This window comes from Secundilactobacillus sp. MJ173 (genome assembly GCF_059704265.1).
Genome location: NZ_BAAKGN010000064.1, coordinates 41,378 through 62,270 on the forward strand (window position 1 = coordinate 41,378; position 20,893 = coordinate 62,270).

16 protein-coding genes are annotated in these 20,893 nt (G+C 43.9%); 3 read left to right on the top strand and 13 right to left on the bottom strand.

Annotation, left to right across the window (positions count from 1 at the left end):
• Positions 1-4 precede the first annotated feature (4 nt).
• From AC6H04_RS10290 to ykzS, 4 genes are all read right to left on the bottom strand, one after another.
• Positions 5-1,024, bottom strand: a complete 1,020-nt coding sequence (locus tag AC6H04_RS10290) for a glycosyltransferase family 4 protein (RefSeq protein WP_497571582.1) — start codon at positions 1,022-1,024, stop codon at positions 5-7.
• A 22-nt stretch (positions 1,025-1,046) separates the two neighbouring features.
• Positions 1,047-2,225: a glycosyltransferase family 4 protein gene (locus AC6H04_RS10295; RefSeq protein ID WP_497571583.1), complete on the bottom strand. Its 1,179-nt coding sequence runs from the start codon at positions 2,223-2,225 to the stop codon at positions 1,047-1,049.
• A gap of 306 nt (positions 2,226-2,531) precedes the next feature.
• Entirely contained in the window at positions 2,532-2,798 is a 267-nt protein-coding gene (locus AC6H04_RS10300) for a phosphocarrier protein HPr (protein ID WP_098825719.1), read from the bottom strand.
• 170 nt (positions 2,799-2,968) lie between these two features.
• Complete coding sequence (gene ykzS, locus AC6H04_RS10305) at positions 2,969-3,160, bottom strand: protein YkzS (protein WP_497571584.1); 192 nt, start codon at positions 3,158-3,160, stop codon at positions 2,969-2,971.
• A gap of 338 nt (positions 3,161-3,498) precedes the next feature.
• On the opposite strand from ykzS, the gene AC6H04_RS10310 reads away from it, so the two are divergent.
• Both AC6H04_RS10310 and AC6H04_RS10315 read left to right on the top strand, forming a co-directional pair.
• Positions 3,499-5,751 (top strand): ATP-dependent Clp protease ATP-binding subunit, encoded by a 2,253-nt coding sequence (locus AC6H04_RS10310; RefSeq protein WP_497571585.1) that lies wholly within the window; start codon positions 3,499-3,501, stop codon positions 5,749-5,751.
• Positions 5,752-5,893: 142 nt separating this feature from the next.
• Positions 5,894-6,991 (top strand): MucBP domain-containing protein, encoded by a 1,098-nt coding sequence (locus AC6H04_RS10315; RefSeq protein WP_497571586.1) that lies wholly within the window; start codon positions 5,894-5,896, stop codon positions 6,989-6,991.
• A gap of 58 nt (positions 6,992-7,049) precedes the next feature.
• On the opposite strand, the gene AC6H04_RS10320 is transcribed toward AC6H04_RS10315, so the two are convergent.
• Together AC6H04_RS10320 and AC6H04_RS10325 are read right to left on the bottom strand one after the other, a co-directional pair.
• On the bottom strand, positions 7,050-9,695 hold the full coding sequence (locus tag AC6H04_RS10320; RefSeq protein ID WP_497571587.1) for a cation-translocating P-type ATPase: 2,646 nt from the start codon (positions 9,693-9,695) through the stop codon (positions 7,050-7,052).
• A gap of 357 nt (positions 9,696-10,052) precedes the next feature.
• Entirely contained in the window at positions 10,053-11,474 is a 1,422-nt protein-coding gene (locus AC6H04_RS10325; RefSeq protein WP_497571588.1) for a C69 family dipeptidase, read from the bottom strand.
• 176 nt (positions 11,475-11,650) lie between these two features.
• On the opposite strand from AC6H04_RS10325, the gene AC6H04_RS10330 reads away from it, so the two are divergent.
• The gene (locus AC6H04_RS10330) at positions 11,651-13,000 is read left to right on the top strand and encodes an FAD-dependent oxidoreductase (RefSeq protein ID WP_497571589.1); all 1,350 of its coding nucleotides are present in this window, start codon (positions 11,651-11,653) and stop codon (positions 12,998-13,000) included.
• Positions 13,001-13,069: 69 nt separating this feature from the next.
• On the opposite strand, the gene AC6H04_RS10335 is transcribed toward AC6H04_RS10330, so the two are convergent.
• From AC6H04_RS10335 to recX, 7 genes are all read right to left on the bottom strand, one after another.
• The gene (locus AC6H04_RS10335; RefSeq protein ID WP_497571590.1) at positions 13,070-14,638 is read right to left on the bottom strand and encodes a peptide chain release factor 3; all 1,569 of its coding nucleotides are present in this window, start codon (positions 14,636-14,638) and stop codon (positions 13,070-13,072) included.
• A 26-nt stretch (positions 14,639-14,664) separates the two neighbouring features.
• The gene (locus AC6H04_RS10340) at positions 14,665-16,689 is read right to left on the bottom strand and encodes a CDP-glycerol glycerophosphotransferase family protein (protein WP_497571591.1); all 2,025 of its coding nucleotides are present in this window, start codon (positions 16,687-16,689) and stop codon (positions 14,665-14,667) included.
• A 15-nt stretch (positions 16,690-16,704) separates the two neighbouring features.
• The gene (locus tag AC6H04_RS10345) at positions 16,705-17,541 is read right to left on the bottom strand and encodes a hypothetical protein (RefSeq protein WP_497571592.1); all 837 of its coding nucleotides are present in this window, start codon (positions 17,539-17,541) and stop codon (positions 16,705-16,707) included.
• A 79-nt stretch (positions 17,542-17,620) separates the two neighbouring features.
• Positions 17,621-18,031: a glycerol-3-phosphate cytidylyltransferase gene (gene tagD / locus AC6H04_RS10350; RefSeq protein WP_098825736.1), complete on the bottom strand. Its 411-nt coding sequence runs from the start codon at positions 18,029-18,031 to the stop codon at positions 17,621-17,623.
• A gap of 119 nt (positions 18,032-18,150) precedes the next feature.
• Complete coding sequence (locus AC6H04_RS10355) at positions 18,151-19,302, bottom strand: AI-2E family transporter (protein WP_497571593.1); 1,152 nt, start codon at positions 19,300-19,302, stop codon at positions 18,151-18,153.
• An 83-nt stretch (positions 19,303-19,385) separates the two neighbouring features.
• On the bottom strand, positions 19,386-19,934 hold the full coding sequence (gene ntdP, locus AC6H04_RS10360) for a nucleoside tri-diphosphate phosphatase (protein ID WP_098825740.1): 549 nt from the start codon (positions 19,932-19,934) through the stop codon (positions 19,386-19,388).
• A 93-nt stretch (positions 19,935-20,027) separates the two neighbouring features.
• Entirely contained in the window at positions 20,028-20,852 is an 825-nt protein-coding gene (gene recX / locus AC6H04_RS10365; RefSeq protein ID WP_497571594.1) for a recombination regulator RecX, read from the bottom strand.
• Positions 20,853-20,893: the final 41 nt, after the last annotated feature.

Consider the following 20,893-nt stretch of genomic DNA (forward strand, 5'->3'; position numbering starts at 1 on the left):
GTCTTTAACCTCTTTTGGTCTGTTCAGTATAGAATTGCAGCCAAATCTTGGCTAATCGTTCCTCTGAGTAATAGTCTGCGCCCTGTTCGGCTTTCTTTTTAAGCGCCAGCAGTGCTTCTGAGTTTGAACTTAAATCAGAGATGATCTGATCCATTTCTTCCACATCTTGGGCAGCAGCATAGTCCCCTTCAATAATAGCGTGGTATAAGTCTAAATCACGCAGTAGTACTGGTGTGTGGGTACTAAACGCCTCTAAAACAGACATTGGAAATAACTCGTTATATGATGGCAGTAAAAATAAATCGGCCATGTTGTAGTAATCTACCAATTGGTCGCGGTCAATGATGCCCGGGAAGCTCAAATTTTCGGGTGGATTATCCACCACTTGTTTTAACTCCTCATAGCCATCGGTAATGCGTCCGAAGGAAAACCCCCCGGTCCAGATAAACTGGATTTCGGGATGCCGTTTTGCTAATTCGATAAAATCGAAGACCCCTTTGCGGACCTGAACCTGACCAGAACCCAGAATGGTAAATTGGTCAGGATAACCGTATTGTTTTCGCAACGACTGCTTTTGTTGGTCATCAGCAGGATGAAACGTTTCGGCACTGACAAAGTTGGGAATGTAAGTTATCTTATCTTTACTGATGCCATAAGCTTCTAACTTAGAAATAAACGACGGATTAACCACCACTAACTGGTCCATCCGTTTGTAAAACGCAATCACATAACGATAGAAAACAGCCTTTGCAATTTTGGGCAACTTCAGACTGCCTTCTAAGGTTTCGGGCAGAAAATGTACAAAGCCGACTTTACGCCCCCGTCCAGGCATAAAAGTCGACAAGTAATACGGAAAGTTAACTGTATGATAATGGCTGATGTCACTGCGACCATATTGATTGATTTTAAGCGTAATCTGGTCAGACTCACGGGTTCTTAACAAGCGAACCAGCTCCGTGTAGACGCTGCCCACACCCTGACCCTTAACTGAATCTGCCGCCGAAAACATTGTGATTTTTAACATACATAGCTCCGTTTCTTAATTCTTAATTACTAACATCCGCTGAACTTTCATGGGCTTCTTCATAGTTAAGTTGCGCATCCCGATAGAAGGCAACGATTCGTTCACCGAATGTTTCACTTGAGACCTGCTTTAAAGTTTGATTTAAAGCGGTACGATCAGCAATTTTATCATGCTTAAGATACTCAATCATCTTTTCGATCATTTCATCGTGTGTCTTAAACGTTGCGCCTAACTCCGGATCCTTTAGCAGGTCATCCGTATAGGGACTGCTTTTGACCAGAATCTTTTTATCTGAGGCTAGAGCTTCAATGTACGTCAGCCCTTGAGATTCTGATTCAGAAGCCGAAACAAACAAATTAGTAGCGTGGTAAAAGGCCGAAACTTCATTATTATTAATCTCGCCGGTAAAAATCACCTGATCATCTAACCCCAGATCATGACTTTGCTTCTCGAGATCTTCTTTAGCGGGACCATCACCAACAATCATTAAGTAGGCGTTGGGAATGGTTTTTAAAATGGCTGCGAACCCATCGATGAGCTCTTTAATATTTTTCTCATAAGCCACTCGGCTCAACGATAACATCATTGGTGCATCAGCAGGAACGTGGTACTTTTCTCGGACATCAAGTTCGTTTTCATCCGGCTCGTACTGTTCCAGATCAATCCCAGTTGGAATCACCCGAATCGGTGCTTTAACACCGTACTCGCTAAGTTTATCGATGACCCGTTCACTTGGGGCAACAACCCCATCTAAATGGCTACAGAAAGCTAACGTCATCTGCTTAACGTGCACTGGCTTCAAAATTTTACCATTAGCAACATAGTGCAAATAGTCTTCATACATGGTGTGGTACGTATGAATGCACGGAATTTTCATAGCTCGAGCGACAAATTTGCCGATCATCCCCATGGAAAACTCTGTTTGCGTGTGGACAATATCCAAATTCAATTCCTTAGCTAGCTGATAGGCATGCAAAAGGCCCCGAAAGGCAATTCGCCGATCGGTAAATGAAACGAATGGCACACTGGGAAAACGAAAGATGTTGCGTTCATAAACATCTTTCTCCACGTGTGGATCAGTTGTCGTAAAAATGTACACCTGATGCCCTTGTTTTTCCAACTCATGCCGCAGTGTTTTGATTGAAGTTGCCACACCACTCACTTGAGGGAAGTATGTGTCAGTAAATAACCCTATGTTCACGACAAAATCCCCCCTATCATTAATTCCGTTTTCTCGTTGTTGATAATTATATTGGTTAGGTATGTTGATTGCAAGAATAGAAAACCGCACCTGGACAATGGCCGTGAGACTTAAATGAACGAGTTTCTTCAATCAATAACGATAACTTATCCCCCACTGAGGTGCAAGCCCCTTTGCCGTTTCTTAATTTAAAACATAAAAACGGTTCACCAGAAATAAAATATTCTGAGTGAACCGTAGTTGATGTCATTAGCTTACCAAATTGCGGCAAGCCATTACTGATCAGTAAGTATAATTGCAGGAGCTTTAGTCAGTAAGACCTTCAGCCTTCATCGTCTTAGCGACTTCTTCCATAGCTTCAGTCTCATCGTCACCATCAGCAGAGATAGTAACGTCAGTGTTTTGGCCAACACCTAATGACATGACACCCATGATGGACTTCAAGTTGATAGACTTCCCATCATACTCTAAGTTAATGTCTGAATTGAACTTGCTAGCTGCTTGTACTAACAGGGTTGCAGGACGGGCATGAATACCAGCTTCTGCGGTAATCCGAAAGTTGCGCTTTTCCATAATATATCGATCTCCTTTATCTGCTAAAAACAAATTGGGCTACTTTTCATTAGTTTCATAGGTACAGCTTTTATGAAATAAATAGAAAAACACCTTTACACTAAGAGTATCAATTTATCCAAGAAAATACAAGCCGTTGAGAAAAATAATCAACCGCTTACATTGTCTATTTACTGTGTTTGGTCATGGTCATAATGATAAATGATCTTACCGTTTTTCTCAGCGTTACCCACGATCCGCTTACGGGACTCAAATTGCATGTAGGCCGTTTGGAACGCCATGAACTCTGCTGGCTCAACTGTAAATTCATCTAGTTCGCCCGATTTTAGCTGCGCCATCAAATTGGCATAGTCTTCAGCCAAGGCTGTCACCTCCACAGCACGAAAAAATTTAGTCAACATATTGTACCATAACATCTAGGCTGAAGTCAGTTCTTAATAGAAGGCGTAAGCTGCTGAAAAAAATCATTTACCCGAAATTGCCGATTATTCAGTCAAACTGCTTGCAACATCAGCCAAAATGAAGTAAAACATAACTTGAGTTAGCACTCGAGTAGTGATGGTGCTAATTTTATCTCAGAGGTGCGAGCAAATGACTTGCGAAAACACTTGAATATTGTATAATATGTTTAAAGGTCAAGATTGGTCAAACTTTTGATCAGTGACTGATTTGACTACTTTAATAAGAGAGGAGTCAAGATATGCTGTGTCAGAATTGTCATCAACGTGAAGCGACGATTCATTTGTACCTGAATGTGAATGGTCAGCGACAGCAAGTTGATCTTTGTCAAAATTGCTATCAACTTCTAAAAAATCAGCAGAATAACTCTAATCCTGGAAATGGAGGCGCACAAATGGCACAAGATCCATTTGGTTTTGGTAACCTAGATGATATTTTCCGCGCCATGCAAGGCGGTAACCCTAATGGCAATCCTCAAGGCTATCAGCAACAAGTACCACCTACACAACCAAGCGGTCCCCGTAACGGCGGTGGCCAAAATGGTAATGGCAACGGTGGCCTACTAGGACAATACGGGTTAGACCTCACCCAATTAGCCAGTGAAGGCAAGATTGATCCCGTGATTGGCCGTGATCGTGAAATTTCTCGCGTCATCGAAATTTTAAATCGACGAACCAAAAACAACCCCGTTTTAATCGGTGAAGCCGGTGTTGGTAAAACGGCGGTGGTTGAAGGCTTAGCTCAAAAGATCGTCTCCGGTGACGTACCACAAAAACTACAAAATAAGAAGATTATCCGTTTTGACGTGGTTTCCCTGGTTCAAGGAACTGGTATCCGTGGTCAATTTGAACAACGGATGCAGCAGTTAATGAAGGAAGTTACCGATAACCCTAACGTCATCCTCTTTATCGATGAAATCCACGAAATCGTGGGTGCTGGTAATGCTGAAGGCGGTATGGATGCTGGTAACGTCTTAAAACCAGCCCTTGCCCGTGGCGAATTCCAGTTAGTCGGTGCGACAACTTTAAATGAATACCGTGATATTGAAAAGGACCAAGCACTGGCTCGTCGTTTGCAGCCTGTTACTGTAAACGAACCTTCTCCTGAAGAAGCCGTTAAGATTTTAAAGGGTATCCAGAAGAAATACGAAGACTATCACCACGTCCACTATACGGACAGCGCGCTTGAAGCAGCGGTTAAATTATCTGATCGTTACATTCAAGACCGTTTCTTACCTGACAAGGCCATCGACTTACTTGATGAATCAGGTTCTAAGAAGAATTTGACCATTAACGTGGTTGATCCAAAGACCATCGATGATAAAATCAAGTCGGCTGAAGATCAAAAACAGGCCGCTTTAAAACAGGAAGACTACGAAAAAGCCGCTTATTACCGCGATCAAGTTAACAAACTTGAAGAAGCTAAAAAATCACAAACCGGTACCACTTCTTCCGATGACGAACCACAAGTTACCGAGGAAGATATGCAGCGAATTGTTGAAGAAAAGACGGGCATTCCAGTCGGTGAACTTCAAAACAAGGAACAGCAGCAGTTACGTGACTTGGGCAGTTCATTAAAGAGCCACGTGATTGGCCAAGACGATGCCGTAGACAAAGTATCCCGAGCCATTCGTCGTAACCGAATCGGTCTCAATGGAACTGGTCGCCCAATTGGCTCATTCCTATTCGTTGGACCTACTGGTGTTGGTAAAACTGAGTTGGCTAAGCAACTAGCCCGTGAACTTTTCGGTTCAACGGAGGCTATGATCCGGTTTGACATGTCTGAGTACATGGAGCCGCATTCAGTGGCTAAGCTGATTGGTTCGCCTCCTGGCTACGTTGGTTACGAAGAAGCTGGTCAGTTGACTGAACAGGTTCGTCGCCACCCTTACAGCTTGATCCTACTGGACGAAGTTGAAAAAGCCCACCCAGATGTCATGCATATGTTCTTGCAGATCTTGGATGATGGCCGTTTGACTGATTCACAAGGCCGGACGGTTTCCTTCAAGGATACGATCATCATCATGACCTCTAACGCCGGTTCTGGCGATGCTGAAGCAAGCGTTGGGTTTGGTGCTGAAGTTTCTGGCAAGACCCACTCCGTTCTTGATCAATTAACCAACTACTTCAAGCCTGAATTCTTGAACCGGTTTGACGACATCATTGAATTTAACTCCCTCACTAAGGAGAACTTGATGAAGATCGTTGACCTCATGATTACTGATGTTAACGGTATGCTTGCTAACCAAGGCCTGCACGTTCACGTGACTGAACCCGTTGAATCAAAACTTGTGGAATTAGGTTATGATCCAGCCATGGGTGCTCGACCACTGCGTCGTGTGATTCAAGAACAAATAGAAGACCGGATTGCCGACTTCTACTTGGAACACAGTGACGTTAAGAATTTAGTGGCGAAGATTGAAAATGGTGACATTACGCTTGCTGAGGAATCACCAGCTGCACCTGCAACTAGTGAAAACAAGACTAAGAAGTAATGTCTAATGAGAGCTCGACTATCACTTATCTGGTAGCCGAGCTTTTTTGTATTCTCAACAACCAATATCTCCGCGAAACCGTTTCCGCAACCTAACAGTTGGGGTATACTAGAGGTAACGTTACATTGAGAGGAGGATCTGCATGGCTTTTTTTGATCGACTACGAAAATTAATGACTAAAAATCGACCACGAACCCCCTCTCGCCGGAGAAAAACAGTTTCACCAGAGAAACCCGCCCTAAGAAACAGACGTATTGGTGTTAAGTCAGCTCATCAGCTAACTATTCAAGCCAGCCCTGAGACGAGCACTTCTGAATTAGATTCCGCTGCAGAGGTAACTTCCGAAAAAACGGTTAAATTCCAACCAGCATCCGCAGTAATGCTAATTTTGTATCTGGATGATCAAAATCAATCACTAGCAAAACCCCAGTGGCTCAATGGCCAATTGGGTGAAAAAATCCACTTTAGCCCTCGTCATATCGAAAATTATCTGCTATTTCATATCATCGGCTTTACCACTGTATTTAACAGCCCATATCGCATCATGACACTGCAGTACACTAAAAAACTGGGTCACCCGGTGATCATGTATTCCGTTGACTACGATACCCGAGAAATGATTGCGCCACCGGTTATCCAAACTGGTGCTGTTAATCAACCTTTCGCCTTTAGTACAGCAGTCGTTGAAGGCTTTCACTTGATCAAGGCCAGTCGCTCGCTCACGGGACATTTTACTGAACAAGCACAGACCATCATCGTCATGCTACGCCGTAACACTTGGACAGCTGTTCAACGAATCAGTATTTTCGTTAAATTACTAGCTGATACTCGAATCTTAAATCAGCCAGATGGCGACATGTATGGCTACGAATTCCCGAAGAATTCAGTTTGGCGCGCGTTTATTCGGATCAACACTCAAAACGGTGAAACCTGGTTCAATTTGGGTGGTCCGCAATGGATCAATGGAAAAAACGTCACCCAGACTGAACGGCCAGAAAATCAACAAATTGTCCAACGTACCCCCATAAACTTTACACCGATTAAACAAGCTGCTGTCATCGATTTTGTTGCCGGTCATTCGCTGCACACTTACGACCGGCCAAATGGTCAGGCAGTGAAGCTAATTGCGGATGGTACAAAAGTTCAAATTACTGGTGAATACACTGATACTTATCAGCTTAAATGGTACCAGATGGCCGATGCTACGGTCATTCGGGCTCAGTACGTTAAATTATTATAATGATATAAAATACACCACGATGCCAGCCAACGCTTCACTGACACCGTGGTGTATTTAATTACTCTTCATCTAAGACCATCGGTGATTTGAATTTTAACAGTTGCAGCCGTTTATTGATCTCAAGCACACAGCTCGGGATAAAGATGGCGATGAGAATCACTAACCAGTTGATTGCTGGCAATGTGGTTAACTGGAACGCGTCTCGTAACCACGGAAAGACCGCTGTACTCACAACAAAGCTGGCTGCCAGCAACACGCCGACGTTCAACGCTGGATTACGGCGAACCCCTTGCCATGACAAGAATGAACGTTGCTTGATCGGATAAATATCAATCATGGATCCCAATGCTAGAGTGAAGAACAGCATGGTCATCCCAACTGCCGGGTCATTATTAGCAAGTCCGAAACGACCAAGGCTATAGACACCCAGAGTCAAAACAATAAACGTTGCCGTCCGAACCGCTACTCGTTGACCTAAACCATCCGCAAAAATACTGGTTTTTCGGCTGATTGGCGGCCGTTTCATGTTCCGTGCTTCGGCTGGTTCACGGCTGAGGTAGAATCCTGGAATGCCATCCGCCAACACGTTGATCAGCAATAACTGTTCTGCAATCAACGGTGCACCCCAGCCAATCCCAACCGCAAAAATCATGAGGAAAATTTGAGCGAAGTTAACACCAATCAAGAATTCCACTGCTTTTAGGATATTTTGATAAACGGCTCGACCCGTGGAAACCGCGGCAACGATCGTTTCAAAGTTATCATCCGTCAGAATCATATCACTGGCATTTTTGGAAACTTCTGTCCCGGTAATGCCCATGGCAACCCCCACATCTGCAGCCTTCAATGCAGGTGCATCATTGACGCCATCACCCGTCATGGCTACTGTTGCACCCTGTTGCTGCCACGCCTTAACGATTCGAATCTTATCTTCAGGGGAGACCCGCGCATAGACACTGATGGCATCAATCTGATCAGTGAGTTGCTGATCTGTCAGTTGTCGTAATGCCGCCCCCGTTATCACCTGGTCACCAGCACGTAAAATACCAATTTGCTTGGCAATGGCCTTCGCAGTTTCAAGGTGATCACCAGTAATCATGACCGTCCGGATTCCCGCCTCAGCAGCCTGTGCAACTGCCGCAATAGCCGTTTCCCTTGGCGGATCGATCATGCCAATCAGCCCAGCGAAAATTAAATCTTGCTGCAAGTCTTCGATTGGTGTATCCGGCATCGTGTCGAAGTATTTATAACCCACTGCCAGTACCCGCAACGCATTGTGAGCAAAGCGATCATGTATCTGATTCATTTTGGCTTGCTCACTAGCCGTTTGTTTAAGGGGCAAACGGTCGATTGCTCCCTTCACGATGAGTAATCCCCTACCATCTGGCAACTGATGAAGTGTAGCCATGGTTTTCTTCGTCGAATTAAAGGGGTCTTCAGCCACTCGGAGCGCATCACGCTCAAAGTTGGCTCGCGTGAGCCCCTCAGAGGCCAACCAACGAACGATGGCGAGTTCAGTGGAATCGCCAATTTCTACCCATTCGTCATTCACCTTTTCGCGGGTAGCATTGGTTGCTAACCCCATTAATTGCATCAGAGTTTTGGTTTGCTCCTGAAGCGGCCCACTCCCCACCGCTGTGGGCTCTGAATCAAATACCGACCATGCCTGTGTAACGGTCATCTGATTTTGCGTCAGCGTCCCCGTCTTATCGGAGGCAATCACGTTCACGCCACCAATCGTTTCAACTGCATCTACCCGACGCATGATGGCGTGCTGCTTAGCCATCGCTCCAACTCCGTGAGATAAACTGATAGTCACGATAATCGGCAAGGTTTCAGGCACCGCTGCCACAGCCAAAGAGACCCCGATCATTAAGGCATCCGTTAGTGTATCTCCCTGGAAAAAGAGCCCTAAAATGGTGATAATAATGCCACCTACGACTGCCACTGCCGTCAGTCGACTAGAAAGCTGATTCAGCCGTTTTTGCAATGGCGTTGTGCGTGCCTTTGTTCGGTTCAGCATGCCTGCAATACTCCCGATTGCCGTGTCCATTCCAATGGCGGTAACCACCATCACTCCGGTTCCCTGCGTCACACCCGTTCCAGAAAAAGCTTCGTTAACGCGGTCACCGATTTCAGCTGCTTCTGCCACTGGCTCAGCCGTTTTCTTCACCGGCTCGCTTTCACCTGTTAAGACAGCTTCATCGATTCGTAGATCGGTCGCTTCAACCAAGCGGCCATCCGCTGGAATCTGATTACCTCCTGACAGTAAAGCGACGTCACCAACCACTAGGTCAGCCGCATCGATAACTTGTTGTTGACCATCACGCATTACCGTTACTTCATGGACGTTCATCTTTTTTAAAGCAGCTAAGGATTTTTCGGCACTATGTTCTTGATACATACCGATCAACACGTTGATCACCAGGATACTCCCGATTACAATGGTTTTCGTCCAGCCACCGTCTGCTGCAATCGCAAGATACGTCGATAACGCTACCGCAAATAATAGCACCAGTGAAGCCACATCAGACAAATGACGCCAGACTTTTTGAAAAAGTGTTGGCGGCTTTTCTTCCTGTAACACGTTGCGGCCATCATCTTGCCGCTGTGTCACCTGGACTTCAGTCAGCCCACTGGTCAAATTAGTTTTAAGAACCGTTTCCAGTTGTTGCCGGTTCCTCTCAGCATTCGTCATTGTCATAGTCAGCAGTCCTTTCTGTGGGCGCTAGCCAGTCTATATCTACTTTTAGTGTACAGAATGCACAGTTGAGATACCATGAATTAATTATGATTAGTATTAGAATTCTTCGTGAATTTAAAAGAGGTTGTGCCATAAGTATATATTGGTAAAAATTTCAGTTGGTTTCTTGACTGAAAGACAACTTAAAATTTACTTTTTTCAATACTTTAATCTAGCCTAAATATGCTCCACAACTCAGATTCCGGCCATTTAACGCAAACGAAGCGCATTCCGGCATAGTTCGCCGAAATACGCTTCGTTTGCGTTAAACTCTGGAATCTACCGAGTTGTGTCACACTCTCTGAGATAAGTATAAATCTACAAATTAACATCCATGTTAAACGTTAACTTAGACAGTTCCAAGCCATGTTCAAACAAATCGTTCATTAACTTAGTCGTTCTGGCCTTCATCTCAGATACGATCAGGTAGTTCTGCTGAGTCAGGTACGTGGTTAATTCTTCACCGGACAGCTTGCTGGCAACTTCATCAGTTTTGCCAACGTGCTGTGTAAACAACTCTTGGCTAGCCGTCAGATAGTCACGGTCGTCTTGGACAAACTCTGAGTACCGCGATTCTACCAACACGGACAATTTACGGTACATCCAGTAGGCACTCTCTTGATCAGCATGAACTGGTGTATTTACGTAAGATGGATCCGTATCGTTGGCGTTGGCAAAGAACGGCACGTAAGGACTAAAGGCCGGCACGCCCAAGCAAAGCCACATGATTGCTGATTGTGCTTCAGGTACGTTATTTCTTAACTGCAATACGTGGGAATTTTGCGTTCGGTTCATGGCAATTGGCCGAAACTTAGTCTTCAACTTTTCAGGACCATTACCTAACGGATCATAATCCGTTTCGTTGTAATGAGAACCCAGAATAAAGCTAATATCCGCCACGCTAATTTTACGATTGGCATGACAAATAAAGGGCAGTTCTGACGAGGTTGGTGACTGTTCAACGTCTGGCATCAAATAACGCTGACCATACCAAACTCGTGGCGTATTGTAGTGACGATCCTTTTCCGTACTAGTTCCAAAAATATGGCGGAAATTCCAGCCGGATTGGTCCGGATTTAAATGATGTTCAGCCACAAAGTCTTGGATGCCATCGGAATACATAAAATTATCGGGATCATCGAAATCAACTGATTGAATGGCAACTTGATTAGCAGTAATCACAAACGCATCATCGGGAACCCGTTGTGCAACCCAGTGATGGCCCGTTACGATTTCCATATACCAAGCTTCATCTTTATCAGCAAACAAAACGCCATTACCTTCTGGCGAACCGTACTGTTTAATTAAATCGCCCAGTACACTAACCCCGTTGCGGGCGCTAGTGATCACTGGCAGAACCATCGTCTGCATGGTATCTTCAGCCATGCCATCAACAACTAAGGGATCGAAAGCCAGCGCGTTCGGATTACCGTAGACACTTTCCGTAGCACTCATGGCAACGTTATGGGCATTAATACCGCTTTCTTCATAAAGACCGACTTTATCGACCTCTACGTTTGGTGTTGCTTGATAGCGAACCGCATTTTTTGGAAGTGGTGCTTCAAACCCGTTTTGGGTAGATTGTAAAATCTTGCCTTCATTTTCCGCAGGCTGATGCATGTAAAAACGTTGCGGTGTTAATGGCAAAAACGTATCGTCATTTCTCGCAATCATGACGGAACCGTCAATTGACGCGTTTTTACCGACTAAAACTGAAGTACAAGCTGAAAGATGTGTCATGGAATTTCCCCTTTAAATTTTGTCTGTTATTAGTATATCGCAATTTTAACATTCGAAAATATTGTAAGCGATTTCTTTTTTCTTGTGAAACCATTGACAATCATTTTCCATCGTGTAAAATACAATTGTGAACAATCAAACTTAACTAACTGTTTTTCACATAGGAGGACATTTTCATGAAAATTGCAGTGATTGGCTGTACCCACGCAGGTACTTTTGCAACAAAACAGATTTTAGCAGAAAATCCTGATGCTGAGGTAACAGTCTACGAAAAAAACGATGTGATTTCGTTTCTGTCTTGCGGAATTGCGCTTTACCTAGGCGGACAAGTGAAGGATCCACAAGGACTCTTCTATTCAAATCCAGATGAATTATCAAAACTCGGGGCAACAGTTTTGATGAGACACAATGTGACGGCCATTGATAATCAAGCACATACCATCACCGTGGAGGATCTGGAAACCCACGAAGTCACCACCAGCTCGTATGATAAATTAGTGATGACATCAGGTTCTTGGCCTATCATTCCACCAATTTCTGGTATTGATAGTGATAAAGTACTGCTGTGCAAAAACTGGGCTCATGCTCAGACACTTTTCCAAAGAGCAGAAAATGCTAAACGGATCGCCGTTATTGGCGCTGGCTACATTGGTGCCGAACTAGCCGAAGCATATTCACTCAAAGGTCATGATGTGACGTTGATCGATGCTCAGGACCGCGTAATGCCAAAGTATTTTGACAACGCATTTACGGATAAAATCGAAGATGAATACCGTGCACACAACGTTCAACTGGCACTCAATCAAAAAGTTGAACGCTTCGATACCACTGACGATGGTGTGACAATCACGACCGATAAAGCAGCCATTGAGGTTGATTTAGCAGTATTGTGCATTGGTTTCAGACCTAACACGGATTTATTAGCTGGCAAAGTTGAGATGGCTAAGAATGGCGCCATCATTACTAACGACTACATGCAAACCAGTGACCCGGATATTTTTGCTGCAGGCGACAGCGCAGCGGTCCACTACAATCCAACGGGTAAAAACGCCTATATTCCACTGGCAACCAACGCTGTGCGACAAGGCATCTTAGTTGGTAAGAACATTGCCAAACCAACTGTGAAGTATATGGGCACTCAATCATCATCTGGTTTAGCGCTCTACGGCATCTCACTTTGCTCAACTGGTTTGACCTACGAGGCTGCCAAAGAACAGGGAATAAGTGCTGAACAAGTCATCATTACCGATAACTACCGGCCAGAATTCATGCCAACTACGCTCCCCGTTACCATGTCCCTAGTCTTTAATCCGGATACCCGTGAAATTCTCGGTGGCGCACTTATGAGTAAATACGATATTTCGCAATCAGCAAACTTACTCTCCGTTTGCATCCAAAATCATAACACCATCGATGATCTGGCAATGGTTGATATGCTTTTCCAGCCCAACTTTGACCGACCATTCAATTATTTGAACATCCTTGGTCAAGCTGCTCAAGCAAAATTAACCACGGTAAAGGCTTAAACATCGAGTGAATCAAAAAATCCTGATACTCAGCGAAATGGCTGAACATCAGGATTTTTATATGTCTGATTACAGTTTCGATGTTAACTTAACGTCTGGATACTTATCGGTAAACCAGCGCTCTGCAAATTGGTTTTCAAACAAGAACAGCGGATCTCCCGCTAAGTCTTTCACCAGCAGATTTCGACTAGAAGACATTCGTTCATCTAACTGATCTGGGTCGATCCAACGAGCGATTTTATGACCCATCGCTTCCATCACAACATCGGAATTATATTCGTTTTTCATCCGGAACTGGAAGACTTCAAACTGAAGTTGACCAACCGCACCAAGAATATAGTCGCCAGTGGTGTAAGAAGTGTATAACTGAATGGCGCCTTCTTGCACTAACTGCTGAATTCCCTTATGAAATGACTTTTGCTTCATGACGTTTTTAGCCGTTACTCGCACAAATAATTCGGGTGTAAACTGCGGTAACTTCTCGAACTGCAGTTTCTTCTTACCTGTATAAACGGTATCACCGATTTGATAATTCCCAGTATCGTAAAGACCAATAATATCCCCAGCAACCGCCGTTTCCACGTTTTCACGGGTATCCGCCATGAACTGTGTTACGTTTGAAAGTCGCATGGTCTTACTGGTACGTCCTAACGTCACGTCCATCCCACGTTGGAACAAACCAGAACAGATTCGGACAAAGGCGATTCGGTCACGGTGCTTAGGGTCCATGTTAGCTTGAATTTTGAAGACAAAGCCAGAGAATTCCTTGTCCGTTGGTTCTACATCATCGCCCTCTTCAGTCCGGTGAGCTGCTGGTTGAGGCGCAAACTTCAGGTAGGTTTCCAAGAAAGTTTTTACCCCGAAATTAGCAAGCGCTGAACCAAAGAAGACGGGTGTTTGATCACCACTGGCAATTTTAGCTTCATCAAACTGATTACCAGCATCCTCAATTAATTCCATGTTTTCGCGGGCATCTTCATACCACGAGTTACTCTTTAATGGTTCTGAATCGGCAATATCACCATTTTCATCTAGTGGTAAATATGTCGTACCGTCACTTTCAGGACGGAATAAGGCGACCCGGTTATGGTAACGGTCGTAAAGTCCCTTCAGTTCCTTCCCCATACCAATTGGCCAGTTCATGGGATAACCTTCAATACCAAGTACTTCTTCAAGTTCGGCAATCAGATCCATTGGGTCGCGGCTATCACGGTCCAATTTGTTCATGAACGTAAAAATGGGGATGCCACGCATTTTACAAATCTTAAAGAGCTTTTTAGTTTGTGGTTCGATCCCTTTGGCCGAGTCAATCACCATCACGGCAGAGTCCACCGCCATTAAGGTCCGGTAAGTATCTTCAGAAAAATCTTCGTGACCAGGGGTGTCCAAAATGTTGATTCGTTTGCCTTGATAGTCAAATTGCATCACTGAACTGGTAACGGAAATCCCACGTTTTTGTTCGATTTCCATCCAGTCTGATTTAGCAAAGTTACCACTCTTTTTGGCCTTAACCGTCCCAGCTTGGCGCACCACACCACCGAACAGTAAAAGTTGTTCGGTAATGGTCGTCTTACCCGCATCAGGGTGAGAGATAATGGCAAATGTGAGCCTATTTGCCACTTCTTGTGATAATGTCATAGCACTATTCCTTTCCAGAATTGACATTAACCGTTCTTTTCAATCTGATGTACCACGTAGTTAACCACTTTCAGTGAACTTAGGCCGTCATCAATGGAACAGAAACGGTTATAGAATTTCATAAACTTCGGATCTTCACTCATATCGGGATGCTTGAGGCCATCAGCAATGCCAGAAAGCAACTCTTTTTCATTATTCGCGATTTGTCCTGGCAGGTCTTTTTCGTAATCCAGGTAGAAACCGCGTAATTCATCTTTATACAAGTGGTAATCGTACGGATAAAAGAGGATTGGCCGCTTCAAGTAAGCATAATCAAAGAAAACGGATGAGTAGTCAGTGATCAGCATATCTGACACTAAGTATAAGTCAGAAATATTAGGATGGCTCGAGAAATCGTAAACGAAATCCGTGTAATCGCTAATATCCATGGCGTTAGCAATCAGATAATGCATCCGTAAAATCAAAACGGTATCTTCACCGAACTGCTTCTTGAAATCATCTAAACTAAATGGCAGCTCAAAGGTATACTTCCCCTTCTCAGCGAACTGATTATCCCGATACGTCGGTGCATACAAGACCACCTTTTTATCTAAGGGGATACCCATTTGTTGTTTTAATGTCGTGATCTCATCTGGTTCGGTATTGATCAGTTCGTCATTTCGTGGATACCCAACCTTTAAAATCTGATTATTGAAGCCGAACGCTGAACGGAAAATCTGGGTTGAATAATCATTGGGAGAAACCAAAGCATCCCAGCGATTAGCTTCCTTCACGAAATTATCATGGTACTTGCTGGTCGTTGTCCCAGGCATGGAGACATTTTCGATGTCCAAGCCCAACTTCTTTAACGGCGTCCCATGCCAAGTCTGGATATAAGTCACATATGCTGGCTTCTTGACCCAAGCTGGGAACCGTGCGTTACTGATCCAATAGGAACTCTTTTCCAGCGTCCGTACCCATTTAGAAGTACGTCGAATCACGTACGGAATTTGGTTTTGCTTACAGAACTTCTTCAACGAACGGTCGATTGACCAAACGAAAGTAAAGCCAGGATAAAGTTCCGTAAATAATCGGTAAATCGCATAAGGACTATCACTGACTTGTCGACCACCAAAACTTTCAAAGATAATGGTCGGTTGCTCATAAGGTCGATGCCCAGACTTGAATAGCCAACGCATGCGTTGCAGGTTGACCTTATCTTGAATCGTTCGCCCAAGATTAGCCACCCCCTGTAATTTTTGTGGGAGTGCTGCCACCTTTTCACCAAAGGTTGGTGCTGGAAATTCTTTGATGACAATTCCATTGTTGATATTTTTCTCAATTAAAACCATCCGGCCACCTGGTAAAACAGACTGGGTCATCTGTCCTTCAAGTGAACGTGCCAGAATCACCCGCTGTTCAATTTGTTGAGTTCCAACGGTATATTGAACGAAAAGATCTTCAATGGAGTTAGATGGTAAGTCCGTGAGTGGCACACTAGCGGTAAACAGGGTCTTTAACGAACCTGCCACAGTTGGGTAAGCCAATCGGGCACCCGACTCCCGGGTTTTTAAAATAATCTTTTGGTCCTTGATTGGCTGCCCATTAATTCGATTATAGCCGGTGATATTCAGAGCATCCTCTGTGAGGTTGACAGAGTTGATCGTGAATTCATCCTTGGGTTGCTGAGTATGAATATTAAAAGTTGCCATACCCTCAGCATCCGAATTAACTTGATAATAGCTCGTTAGCGATAGCTGGTGACGGTCACTCAGATATTCGGATTCAATCTGTAAAATCACCTGTTCATCTGCTGTATTAAAAGCTAAAAATAATTGCCAAACAAACTCACTTTGACCAAAAGCGTCAAACTGCAGCTGGTCAGGATCGATTTGAATCCGAATTAAGTTATTATCCACTACTCGTGGCACTGGAACAGTGACTGAAGCTAAACTATTCGTTTCCAAAAGCATGACCCTCAAATTATCCAGAGAGCCGGGAACGTCGATTAATTCAAATTCTAATTCTTGATTTTTCTTTTTTTGGTGTAAACCTGATAATATTGCACGCACGACTAACGACCCTCCTTAGTAATTAAAAATCAACTGTTGCGGTAAATATGGGGTCAATTCAGGATTATCATTGAGGTCAATAAATAAACCAGAATCAGCGGGAATGATTTTCTCCAACAAACTGGCGTAGAACGAATAAACGCTATCAAACCGGTCGTAGTTTTGATACCCCACCACTTCATAGGTCATTTGTTCTTCTGAATCACGATAGATGACACGTTGCTCATCATCCTCCTCAGAAATTAATTCGGTAAACTTTAATTTTGAGGTCCGTCCCATGGTATAAGCAAAGTTAACCGCTTGTGCATGCCGGATGAAGCGGTAAACAACCTGCCCCTGCTGGTTCAGTAATAATGCCTGTGCTAACTTGCCATCACGGTAAGTTAAAATACCAAACTGGTTACCTGCTTCATATACGGCTGCCGAAACGGGTTGATGGTCAGCATAGCGCATCTTAAGTAGCGGTTGCTGATTACCGTCTTCTTTCACTTCAGCAACAATTTCACCATCTTTGACGTAGCGTATGGTTGGTCTCTCCAGCGCGTTAGTGGCTTCAAAACGATGAAGCGGCAAATCTTCAAAATCGGCTGTAAACTGCTCTGATGCAGCAACATCCACACCCGATTCATCCGCAACCAAATCTGCCAACGAAACGACTTTAAGTTGAGCTAGCCGCTTCGCTTTAAAAATGGACTGAATCAAACGACGAGCGATTTCGTAATCGTCAAACTGAATCATCGCTAAAAGAATGGTGACCTGAATCTGATCGTTCATCAGCGACTTTACTTTCTGTTTAAAAGTCAGCTTCTTTAAGCCGGCTAAAGACGTCACCAAAAATATTGCTTGTTTCATTACGGCATTAACCTCACTTTAAATTGCAATAAAATATCCCTAGTCGCAACTGGGGATATTTGTCGTTACATTCAACTGATTATTCTTTCCAGTCAACTCCGGCTTTAAGGCCCAAATCTTCCTTGATTTTAGTGGTTGAAATGCCTTCTGTCCGAGGTAAGTAGATCACTTGACAATAGTCCTTCAAGAAATCAAACTTGCCCTTCCAGTCATCGCCCATGACAAAGATGTCGATGTCGTTTTCTTGAACATCTTTGATCTTTTGATCCCAGTTCTTTTCGGGAATAACTTCATCCACATACCGGATAGCTTCTAGAATATATTTACGGTCTTCATATGATGTATATGCTTTTTTACCTTTAACCGCATTAAACTCATCTGATGATAAGCACACTGTCAAATGATCACCAAGAGCTGCTGCTCGCTTTAAGAGTCGTACATGTCCCTTATGCAATAAATCAAAGGTGCCATACGTAATTACTTTTTTCATTTAAATCTCCTGCTTAACTATGAATTTAAACCACTGTATCCTAACTCGACTATAATATCATAAATTTTAACACAACCCAACAGGCCATCAATGAATTATCGCTTGATTTAACTAAACGTTTAAGTTCTTGATGGTGGTTGCCCCTGACTTTCATCTCGTCGTTCACTTTGCAGCTGCCAAATATGGTAAATGTTTTCAACGATCACTTTGACCACGGCGTATAATGGCACACCTAAAATCATGCCCATCAGCCCAGCAATATTGCCAGCAACCATCAAAATAACAATAATCGTCAGCGGATGAATTTTAAGCGTCCGACCAATCACGTTAGGATAAACGAGGTTCCCATCAACCTGCTGAACGATAACGGTAACGACCAAGACTGAGATCACTTCAACCAACCCGGAACCAACGGCAACGATGACAGCTGGTAACACACCGATGTACGGCCCCACGTATGGAATAATGTTGCACATTCCGGCAAAAATTCCCAGTAGTAAACCGTATTTCAACCCTACCAATGTGAAACCGATGGAGGTAAACGTCATGACAAACAAACACTCGATTACTTGTCCACCGATATAACGCGACAACGTCTGGCTCATTTGTGTCAGGATTCCCATTGTCTGATCAGCGTGCTTACTTGGCAACAACCGTCTCAAAGCGGGCATCAACTTTTGACCATCCTTTAACATGTAAAACAGCATAACGGGCACTGTCACCGCTAAAATCGTCACACTGGTTGCCATCCCGATCACCGTACCAACACTGGTCGTTAACCCCGTCATAAAGGTCTTCGCATAATTAGAAAGACCGTCTTCCAGCTGAGCCGCATAGGATTTAAAGTTCACGTTTTTTAGCCAGTCATACTGACTTAAGCGTTGATTCATACTGTTCAGCATGTCCTGAATCAGCTGCACGATGTGAGGCACATTGTTAACCAAGGTGGCAACTTGTTGAATTAGCTTTGGTACTAACCAGAATAAACCACCCGCCAAGATGCCGAATAATGCCAAAAACAGGATTGCCACCGACCATGTCCGATTGAGTCGAAAACGGCCAATTTTGACTTTTTGCAGCAGCTTAACAATTGGATTCAGCATATAATAAAGGATTCCGGCAAGCAGAATCGGCATAAATATGGTTCTAAAAAAAGTCCCAATAGGAGCAAACAGAAAGCCCAATTTGGTACAGACCCAAATTAAAGTTGCCACAATGAGAATTTCCAGTGACCAAAAGAGTAACTTAGACCGCTGTATTTGATTAAACATTCGAACGCCCCCTTTCTTAACACCCATTCAAAAAGCGAGGTCAGCTTGTTCAGCTAACCTCGCTTTTAATTTAAGCAACCCCATTACTTGTGACGGGAAAGCTCGAGATAGCGTGAGTACCATAGATCAACGTATTCTTTCGAGAACGGACCCTTACGATTATTGATCCAGTCGACCAAAATCAAAACATTCGCTTTCAAAATCTTGTCAATTTCAGGCGGATACTGCCAGCGACGACTAAACATCTCGTACTCGTCAATATCAAGCAACCGTTTTTCTCCATCAGGAAAAACCTTCACATCTAAATCATAATCTATATACTTTAATGCTTCCTTATCTAAGACATAGGGCGTTGCAAGATTGCAATAGTAAGAAACCCCGTTATCCCGAATCATTGCGACAACATTAAACCAATAGTGCTTATGAAAAAAAACAATTGCTGGTTCACGAGTGACCCATCGTCGCCCATCGTCTTCAATGACCAACGTATGGTCATTACAGCCAATCAGGGCATTTTCGCTTGTTTTAAGTACCATCGTATCGCGCCAAGTTCGATGCAAACTTCCGTCGTGCTTATAGCTTTTGATCGTAATGAAGTCGCCTTCCTTAGGTCCTCTAGCTTCGCGCGCCATATTAAACCCTACTTTCCAAAGTGTCGGGTATGATTAATTAAATTCGCTTATCATTATAGCAAACCCGATTCCCCAACACAATGGCTAAACGCTCTACGACTCTTCTTCAGCCTTTTGTTCAAGCCACTTGGAAATCAAATCGCCATCGAAACCTTTCCGATATAAAGCCTGTCTCAGTTTCATCTGCCGTTCCCGTTCAGGCTTGGCATGGTATCTGCGCCAAAGTTTTTCTGCTTGCACGGCTAACAAGTCTAGTTCAGTTTCACTATCCATTTCAAAGCTGGTTTCAGCCAGTGCCTGCCCCACTAAATCAAAGGAAAACCCCTTCTCAACTAAGCGTTGCTGCACTTTTTGCCGTTGAATCTTTGGCGTTAGTTTTTGGTACTGCCGTTTTAGCTTTTCAACCAGTTCGGCCAGGCGTTCTAGCTGTTCTTCAGATTGGTAGTCTTCAGCCAAGGCACGATCAATCAATTCGTCCTTCACACCGCGCTGTTTGAGTTGCCGCCGAATCACGCTGGGTCCCTTATCGCTGGTTCGCTTCATGGTGCGGACATAGCTGTGGGCATAGTGATCGTCATCAAGCAGCTTATCCGCCACTAGCCGTGCCATGACAGGCGCAATCGTAGTCTCCGGCACTTCTTTTTTGACTAAATAGTCGCTCAATTCTTTTTCTGTCCGCTGTTGATAAGATAAATAGTTCAGCGCCAATTCATAGGCTTTAGATTGATCATCAGCTGATTGCAAGGTAGTAATCAGTTCATCAGTGAGTTCAGTCCCCTTCAACAACCGGTAACGGATCAGCACATCTTCACTGACTGGAAAAGCATAACGGCCATTCACATAAACATTATAACGACCAGCCCGCTTCTGGGCCTCAATTTTGGTGATTTGTAACTTAGATGACGATTCCTCTGTCAAGTCATTTCACACTCCCTCGCGATTTTGCTATACTAAAGGTA

Coding starts and splice junctions, on each gene's coding strand:
- AC6H04_RS10290 (WP_497571582.1), bottom strand. CDS start 1,024: ATGTTAAAAATCACAATGTTTTCGGCGGCAGATTCAGTTAAGGGTCAG.
- AC6H04_RS10300 (WP_098825719.1), bottom strand. CDS start 2,798: ATGGAAAAGCGCAACTTTCGGATTACCGCAGAAGCTGGTATTCATGCC.
- AC6H04_RS10310 (WP_497571585.1), top strand. CDS start 3,499: ATGCTGTGTCAGAATTGTCATCAACGTGAAGCGACGATTCATTTGTAC.
- AC6H04_RS10315 (WP_497571586.1), top strand. CDS start 5,894: ATGGCTTTTTTTGATCGACTACGAAAATTAATGACTAAAAATCGACCA.
- AC6H04_RS10320 (WP_497571587.1), bottom strand. CDS start 9,695: ATGACAATGACGAATGCTGAGAGGAACCGGCAACAACTGGAAACGGTT.
- AC6H04_RS10325 (WP_497571588.1), bottom strand. CDS start 11,474: ATGACACATCTTTCAGCTTGTACTTCAGTTTTAGTCGGTAAAAACGCG.
- AC6H04_RS10330 (WP_497571589.1), top strand. CDS start 11,651: ATGAAAATTGCAGTGATTGGCTGTACCCACGCAGGTACTTTTGCAACA.
- AC6H04_RS10335 (WP_497571590.1), bottom strand. CDS start 14,638: ATGACATTATCACAAGAAGTGGCAAATAGGCTCACATTTGCCATTATC.
- AC6H04_RS10345 (WP_497571592.1), bottom strand. CDS start 17,541: ATGAAACAAGCAATATTTTTGGTGACGTCTTTAGCCGGCTTAAAGAAG.
- tagD (WP_098825736.1), bottom strand. CDS start 18,031: ATGAAAAAAGTAATTACGTATGGCACCTTTGATTTATTGCATAAGGGA.
- AC6H04_RS10355 (WP_497571593.1), bottom strand. CDS start 19,302: ATGTTTAATCAAATACAGCGGTCTAAGTTACTCTTTTGGTCACTGGAA.
- ntdP (WP_098825740.1), bottom strand. CDS start 19,934: ATGGCGCGCGAAGCTAGAGGACCTAAGGAAGGCGACTTCATTACGATC.